General features: G+C 70.3%; 6 protein-coding genes. 1 reads left to right on the forward strand and 5 read right to left on the reverse strand.

Annotation, left to right across the window (positions count from 1 at the left end; genetic code table 11):
• Positions 1-434 precede the first annotated feature (434 nt).
• Positions 435-1,085, forward strand: coding sequence for a hypothetical protein (locus D7V77_RS39485; protein ID WP_120581369.1), 651 nt, complete (start codon positions 435-437; stop codon positions 1,083-1,085).
• Here the strand turns inward: D7V77_RS39485 and D7V77_RS39490 are convergent, their stop codons facing one another.
• The 5 genes from D7V77_RS39490 to D7V77_RS39510 all read right to left on the reverse strand — a co-directional run bounded on the left by D7V77_RS39490 (position 1,086) and on the right by D7V77_RS39510 (position 5,437).
• Complete coding sequence (locus D7V77_RS39490) at positions 1,086-2,060, reverse strand: hydrolase (protein WP_120581370.1); 975 nt, start codon at positions 2,058-2,060, stop codon at positions 1,086-1,088.
• Positions 2,057-2,359, reverse strand: a complete 303-nt coding sequence (locus D7V77_RS39495) for a YkgJ family cysteine cluster protein (protein ID WP_120581371.1) — start codon at positions 2,357-2,359, stop codon at positions 2,057-2,059. Before D7V77_RS39495 ends, D7V77_RS39490 begins: the two co-directional genes overlap by 4 nt.
• 22 nt (positions 2,360-2,381) lie before the next feature.
• Positions 2,382-3,521 carry a hypothetical protein gene (locus D7V77_RS39500; RefSeq protein ID WP_120581372.1) on the reverse strand — a complete coding sequence of 380 codons (1,140 nt, stop codon included), beginning with the start codon at positions 3,519-3,521 and terminating at the stop codon, positions 2,382-2,384.
• Between the two features lie 244 nt (positions 3,522-3,765).
• Complete coding sequence (locus D7V77_RS39505; protein WP_120581373.1) at positions 3,766-4,722, reverse strand: GNAT family N-acetyltransferase; 957 nt, start codon at positions 4,720-4,722, stop codon at positions 3,766-3,768.
• Positions 4,723-4,765: 43 nt separating this feature from the next.
• The gene (locus D7V77_RS39510; RefSeq protein WP_199733981.1) at positions 4,766-5,437 is read right to left on the reverse strand and encodes a hypothetical protein; all 672 of its coding nucleotides are present in this window, start codon (positions 5,435-5,437) and stop codon (positions 4,766-4,768) included.
• Positions 5,438-5,708 lie beyond the last annotated feature (271 nt).

The following is a 5,708-nucleotide window of genomic DNA, read 5'->3' on the forward strand; positions in this document are numbered from 1 at the left end:
GGCGGGACGGGGCAGCACGCAGCACAGGCAGCACGGCGGATCAGGGCAGTGCGCATCACCTCTCATCGCGCGGCACCGTGGGGCAGCACGCGGCGCGGTCGAGCAAGGCAGCAGGCAGGTCGCAGGACGGGGCTGGGCGGCGGGACGGAGCAGTGCGCAGTTTGGGGGAGTCCGGCAAAGGCGGTCGTGGTCGCCGGACGGGAGAAGTGAAGAGCCGTGAATCAAGACGTGGCGGTGCGAGAGCTTCGCGATCCAGCCGACGGCGGCATCGAGGCGACGCGACAGTCAGCACCGGGCGTGTGGCGGGAGTGGAGTGGCGGGTCGGGGGGAGCAACACGCAGCCGGGTCATCGGAGAGCACGTACTCCTGGGATCCGGCGTACCTCGCAAATCTCATCGCGCGTGGCCGCGATGTCTGGAACGGGGAGAATCCTCATGGGAGCGGTGTCCATCGTCACCGCGGCGGTAGTGGTCCTGGCGGCTCACACGGCCGTGGCCCAATCAAAACCGCAGGTGCAATCACCCCAGGTGCAGGCACCGCAGATGGAAGGCCGTCGGCGGATCAGCAATGATCCGGAGCGGCTGGCACCCTTCGGTCTGATGCTCGACGCGGGCATGCCCGAAGGCGCGGGACTCTCCGGCGTCCTCCGGCCTTCGCCGTACCTGCGAATCCACCTCGGCGGAGCGCACAACGGTCTGCGAGGCGCCTTGCGCGCAGGACTCACGCTGCTCCCGCTGAAGAGCAAGGTCTCTCCCTCGTTCTCATGGGAGTTCGGACACGCGCAGGCCGCGAGCACGCAGACGCTGAACCGGAGGCTCGCGGACCGCACGCAGCTGCCCGCCTCCTCCATGGAGCGCGTGGGCTACACGTACATCAGCACGCACGTGGGGCTGGAGTTCAACGCCACCCGGCGCCTCAGCTTCTTCGTGCGCGGCGGCATGAGCTTCATGGAGATGGACGTCCCCAGCCTCCAGAAGCTGGACGAGCCCTTCCGCGACGCGCTGTCTCCCGTGGAGACGCAGTCGTGGATGATGCGCAAGGTGCAGCCGTCCGGAAAACTCGGCCTCACCTTCTTCTTCGGCTGATCAGCTGGCGAGCACCCGCTCGAAGAACGTGAGCGCCTGCGCCTCCGCCCAGAAGTACGGACGGTGCACGCGGCCCGCGACGAAGCCCACGTGGCCACCCTGCTCGGTCAGCACCACGCTGAGGAACGGGTTGTCCCGCGCCGAGGGCGGAATCACCGGCGCCTCCAGCATCGGATCATCCGCGGAACTCAGCAGCAGCGTGGGCCGGCGGATGTCCGCGAGCCTGGGCCCCGACGAAGCCTCCCGGTAGTAGTGCTCCGCGTCCCGGAAGCCATGCAGCGGCCCGGTGACCACGTCGTCATAGCCCCGGATGGTGCGCGCCGCCTCCATGCGCGTCCCGTCGAACGCGCCCGGGAACCGCTGCAACTTCGCGCGGGCCTTGCTCTTGAGCGTGCGCAGGAACCGCTCGCGGTAGAGCCAGTGGTAGCCGCTGCCGCCATCCAGTTTGCGGCAGCACGCGTCCAGGTCGTACGGCGCGCTGATGGACGTGGCGGCCACCACCGGCGCCTGGTCTCCCGTCTCCTCCAGCAGCCGGCACAGGACGTTGGCGCCCAGCGAGAATCCCACCGCGAGCATCGGTCCGGTGATGCGCTCGCGCACGTCCGCCATCACCAGCAGCGTGTCCGCCGTGTCTCCGGAGTGGTACGCCCGGGCCAGCCGGTTCGGCTCCCCGCTGCACGAGCGGAAGTTGATCGCCGTGGCGCCCCAGCCGCGCTTCGCCGCGCCCCGCAGCACCTCCGTGACGTAGCCCGCCTGCGAGGACCCCTCCAGGCCGTGCAGCACCACCACGTGCGGCGCGCCCTTCGGCCCGTCGAAGGTGTCCAGGTCGACGAAGTCCCCGTCCGGCAAATCCCTCCGCTCCCGGCGCAGGGGCGGCACGCGGGTGGGGCGCACGAGCGACGCGTAGATGGTCTGCGCGTGCGCGCCACGAACGCCCGGCGCGGGAACGAACGGCTCGGTGGGTTGGAAGTTCACTTCCGCTCCCTGATGGCGCGCGCCATCCGCATGGAGGCGCAGCCCGACTTGCGCACGGACTCCGCCTCCGCGGTGAGCTGGAACAGCGCCAGGTAGTTGTTCACGCGTTCTTCCAACGTGGGGGCCTCGATGCGGCGGCACACCTCGTCCGCCGCGTAGTCCCGGCACACCTGGGGCCTCCGCTCGTACACGGTGCACAGGTTGTCCGCGCCCAGGTGCGGGCACCGCAACCCCAACGGCTTGTCCAGCGCGGCGATGTCCGGCGCCACGCAGCAGGCGCCACAGCAGGTGCACTCCATGAGACTCCTCGACGGTGCTTCTTCAGCGGCGGACGGCCTGCTCCACCTTGCCCAGGTTCGTCACGGTGAGCGTGACGCCCTGGCCCTTCTTCCACGCGACGAACTCGTCCTCGCGCGTGGGCTTCACCTCGTGCTGCTTCACGCCGTCGTCGTCGTAGCGCACGAGCACGGTGTAGTCCTCCTCGCGCCGCACCCGCTCGTTCGTCCCGGCGACGAGCTCCGGCCAGCGCGGCGGCCCCTCCGTGCCCTTGAGTTCGCGCGTGTCCACCGGCTTCCACACGTACGTGTCGTAGGCGCACTGCTGCGAGTAGACGGGCTCGTTGCGGTAGCGCGTCTCCGTGTCGCAGTCCTCGTAGGACTCGTTGCAGTACTTCGTCACGTCGTGGCAGACCTCTTCGGCGAAGCCGTTGCCCTTGTCGCGACGGGAGCACTTCTCCTCGGTGCCGCAGGCCACCTTGCGCGTCTTCGTCCGGCACACGCGCTGGGTGCCGTCCGCCACCCGGCGGGTGCCACGCTGCCGGGACGCGCAGTCGCGGATGTTCGTCACGCCCGCGACCTCGCCCGCGCCGTTCACCGGCATGCGCGGCGAGGTGTTGCTCAACTCGTCCCGCCAGCCCGTGCGCGTCTCCGGGACGAAGCGCTCCTGCACCAGCGCGCGGCGCCAGTTCGTGGCCACCACCTCGCCCTTGAGCTCATGCTTCATGTTGCCCCAGATGCCCACCGCGCAGGTGCCCAGGCAGCAGGAGCTCAAGATGCCCACCACGATGAGCGCCACCTTGCCGAAGCGGCGGGGCTTGGGCGCGGGCTTCGGTGGCGCCTTGGGGGACAGGTCCGCGAGCGGAGCGGCCTTCGCATCCGAGCCCCGTTCGGCGGAGCACTGCCGGCAGCGCTTGCCGTCGCCCCGGTTGGCCGCGCCGCAGTAGGCGCAGAACCAGTCCTCGCCGGCGCCGGCCATCTCCAGGGCCTGTTCGTCGGCGACACCCTCGCGGGTGGACTTGCCGGAGGCCGCGTCCACGTCACCGAAGTCGAACTCGGACTCCTTGCCGGTGAGCTCCCGCGGGTTGTTGCAGGAGGGGCAGTTCTTGTGACGGGCAGGGATGTTCTTGGCGCCGCAGGACGTGCAGTTCCAGGAGCCCTCGATGATGCGCCTTCTCTCGGCCATGGGGCGCATCCTAGGGGACCTGTCGCCGCCTGACACATCCGGGTTGGGGTCGCCGCCCCTGTTTCCACCTGGCCGGAGGTGGGAAGCCAGACCGCTCTCCTGAAGGTGGCGTCCTGCTGGGCTGCTCGGCGCAACCCACGGTCCTCGGTGGAGCCGTCCTCGTCTGCAAGTACGCCACCTGCCTCGATGACGGCCGTCGCCCGGAGGGCCTGAGGGACGCCGCCGTGCTGGATTCAGGCCTGATTCACACCCAGAGGGCGCGAGGGAAGGGGACCTCCGCAGCGGGAGGCAGCCCCGGGCGCAGCGGCCGCAACATGGGCAGCGACCCGTCCCGCTGCACCCGCACCGCGCCGGGGACGCCGCCGACCAGTGACGCCGTCGAGGGCTCCTCCCACCACACCACGCGCTTGAGTCCCGCGTGATGCGCCACGCGGCGCGCCTCCGTGAGCAGCACCTCCGCCGCGGAGGCGTCCCGCGCATCCAGCATCAGCACCACCAGCTCGCCGTAGCGCGCGTTCATCGTCCACAGCGCGGTGGATTCGCCCACCACCGCGCCGCACGTCCGGGGCCGTGGCCGCGCCAGCAGGTCCGCGTAGATGCGCTCCCGCTCCAGGTGCCAGTCCACCTGCGAGGCGCCAGGCCATAGAAAGAAGGGAACGTCCGGCCGGCGCATCCGAGCGAGCGCCCCCGCCACGTCCGTCTCCAAAAGGCCGTCGTCCACGGGCCGGCCTCCCGGCGCATCGGCGGCGTCCAGGTGCCAGTCCCACGCGGGCACGTCCGCGTAGCCGGACCGGCGATACAGCGGCGCCCCGACGTCGGAGAACAGGACCACCGAGTGCGGCCGCTGCGCCACCTGCTCCAGCTCCGCGGCGACGGCGTCCATCAACCGCGTGGCGTGTCCCCGCCCGCGCAGGTGCTCCTCCGTGTACACGCTGGCGATGGCGTAGCTGTCCCCCTGCGTCAGCTGTCCGTCCGCGCCGCGCAGGAAGCTGTCCGTGTGGAAGGTCTCGCATGACGCCAGCACCCGGCCGTCATCCGCCAGCCACAGCCACGTGTTCATGCCCTCGCGGCTCCACGGGTGCGCGCGCAGCCGTGCTTCACGCTCCTGGTACTGCGGCACGCTCAGGGGCGAGCCCCACGCGGCATGGGTGACGGCGTCGCGCTGCGCCTTCTGCGCGTCGGTGGCGAGGACGAGTGACATGGTGCCGGGCACGCTAGCCACGCGCCCCGCCCGCGCGCGAGCACTACAGCGTCGTGGTGTACGGGAACCGGAAATGCAGCTGCAGGTACGCCTGCCCCACGTGGAAGATGCCGTCCCCCAGCGAGTCCGGCAGCCCCAGCCCACCCAGCTCCTGCGGCACGTAGAACGTGGACTCCCAGCCCACGCTGACGAGGAAGCTCTTCGCCAGCTGGAACTCCAGGTCCGCGCCCAGGCTCGCACCGGGCCGCAGGAAGTGCGTGTCCGGCAGCGTGTCGGAGAAGATGTACGCGTACGTCAACACCAGCCCCACGCCCAGCTTGAAGCGCACCGGACTGGACGACAGCGGCACCCCCAGCCCCAGCGGCTTGAACGTCACGCCGTACATCCCCGTGTCGCGGTACTTGGGCGAGATGATGAACGAGTCCGGAATGAAGATGGACGGCGAGATGCGAATCTCATCCATCTGCTTCGCCTGCTTCCGGTAGCGCGCCGGGATGGCGCGCTGGTTCTTGCGCAGCCATTCCTTGTCCAGCACCGCGTCCACCGACAGCTTCAGCCCCGTGTGCAGCAGCTGGTCGTCCGCGATGGGGCCGGAGAACACGAACACCGCCGGCCCCACGCCCACGTCCACCGGAACGGTGACCTTCTGTGCCGCCATGGCGGCGGCGGGCCAGGACAACCACACGAACAGCAGCGCGAGCAGGGTGGGCCTCAAGGCGGGTCCTCACGTACCGGGTCCAGGGACGACCCGCGTTTCGAGCCTAGAAGGCTAGGACGCTCCGTGTCCCGCATGCGCTAAGAAGTTCGCGCCGGAATGGGAGCCGGCCCCTTCACGCTCCCTTGCAGGTCCGCTGCCGCACCTGCCTCATCCCAAGGAACCCAGATGCTCCCCGTTGCGCTGCTGCTCGCCTCGTCGCTGCAATCCCAGACGCCGGCGCCCGCCCCTCGTCCCGCCGCCCCGCCGCCTCCGACTGCCGCTCGCGCTC

This window comes from Corallococcus sp. CA041A, from assembly GCF_003612075.1.
Taxonomy (GTDB): Bacteria; Myxococcota; Myxococcia; order Myxococcales; family Myxococcaceae; genus Corallococcus; species Corallococcus exiguus.

Excerpts from the sequence above, each read along its gene's own strand:
- D7V77_RS39485 (WP_120581369.1), top strand. The coding sequence starts at position 435 with ATGGGAGCGGTGTCCATCGTCACCGCGGCGGTAGTGGTCCTGGCGGCT.
- D7V77_RS39495 (WP_120581371.1), bottom strand. The coding sequence starts at position 2,359 with ATGGAGTGCACCTGCTGTGGCGCCTGCTGCGTGGCGCCGGACATCGCC.
- D7V77_RS39500 (WP_120581372.1), bottom strand. The coding sequence starts at position 3,521 with ATGGCCGAGAGAAGGCGCATCATCGAGGGCTCCTGGAACTGCACGTCC.
- D7V77_RS39505 (WP_120581373.1), bottom strand. The coding sequence starts at position 4,722 with ATGTCACTCGTCCTCGCCACCGACGCGCAGAAGGCGCAGCGCGACGCC.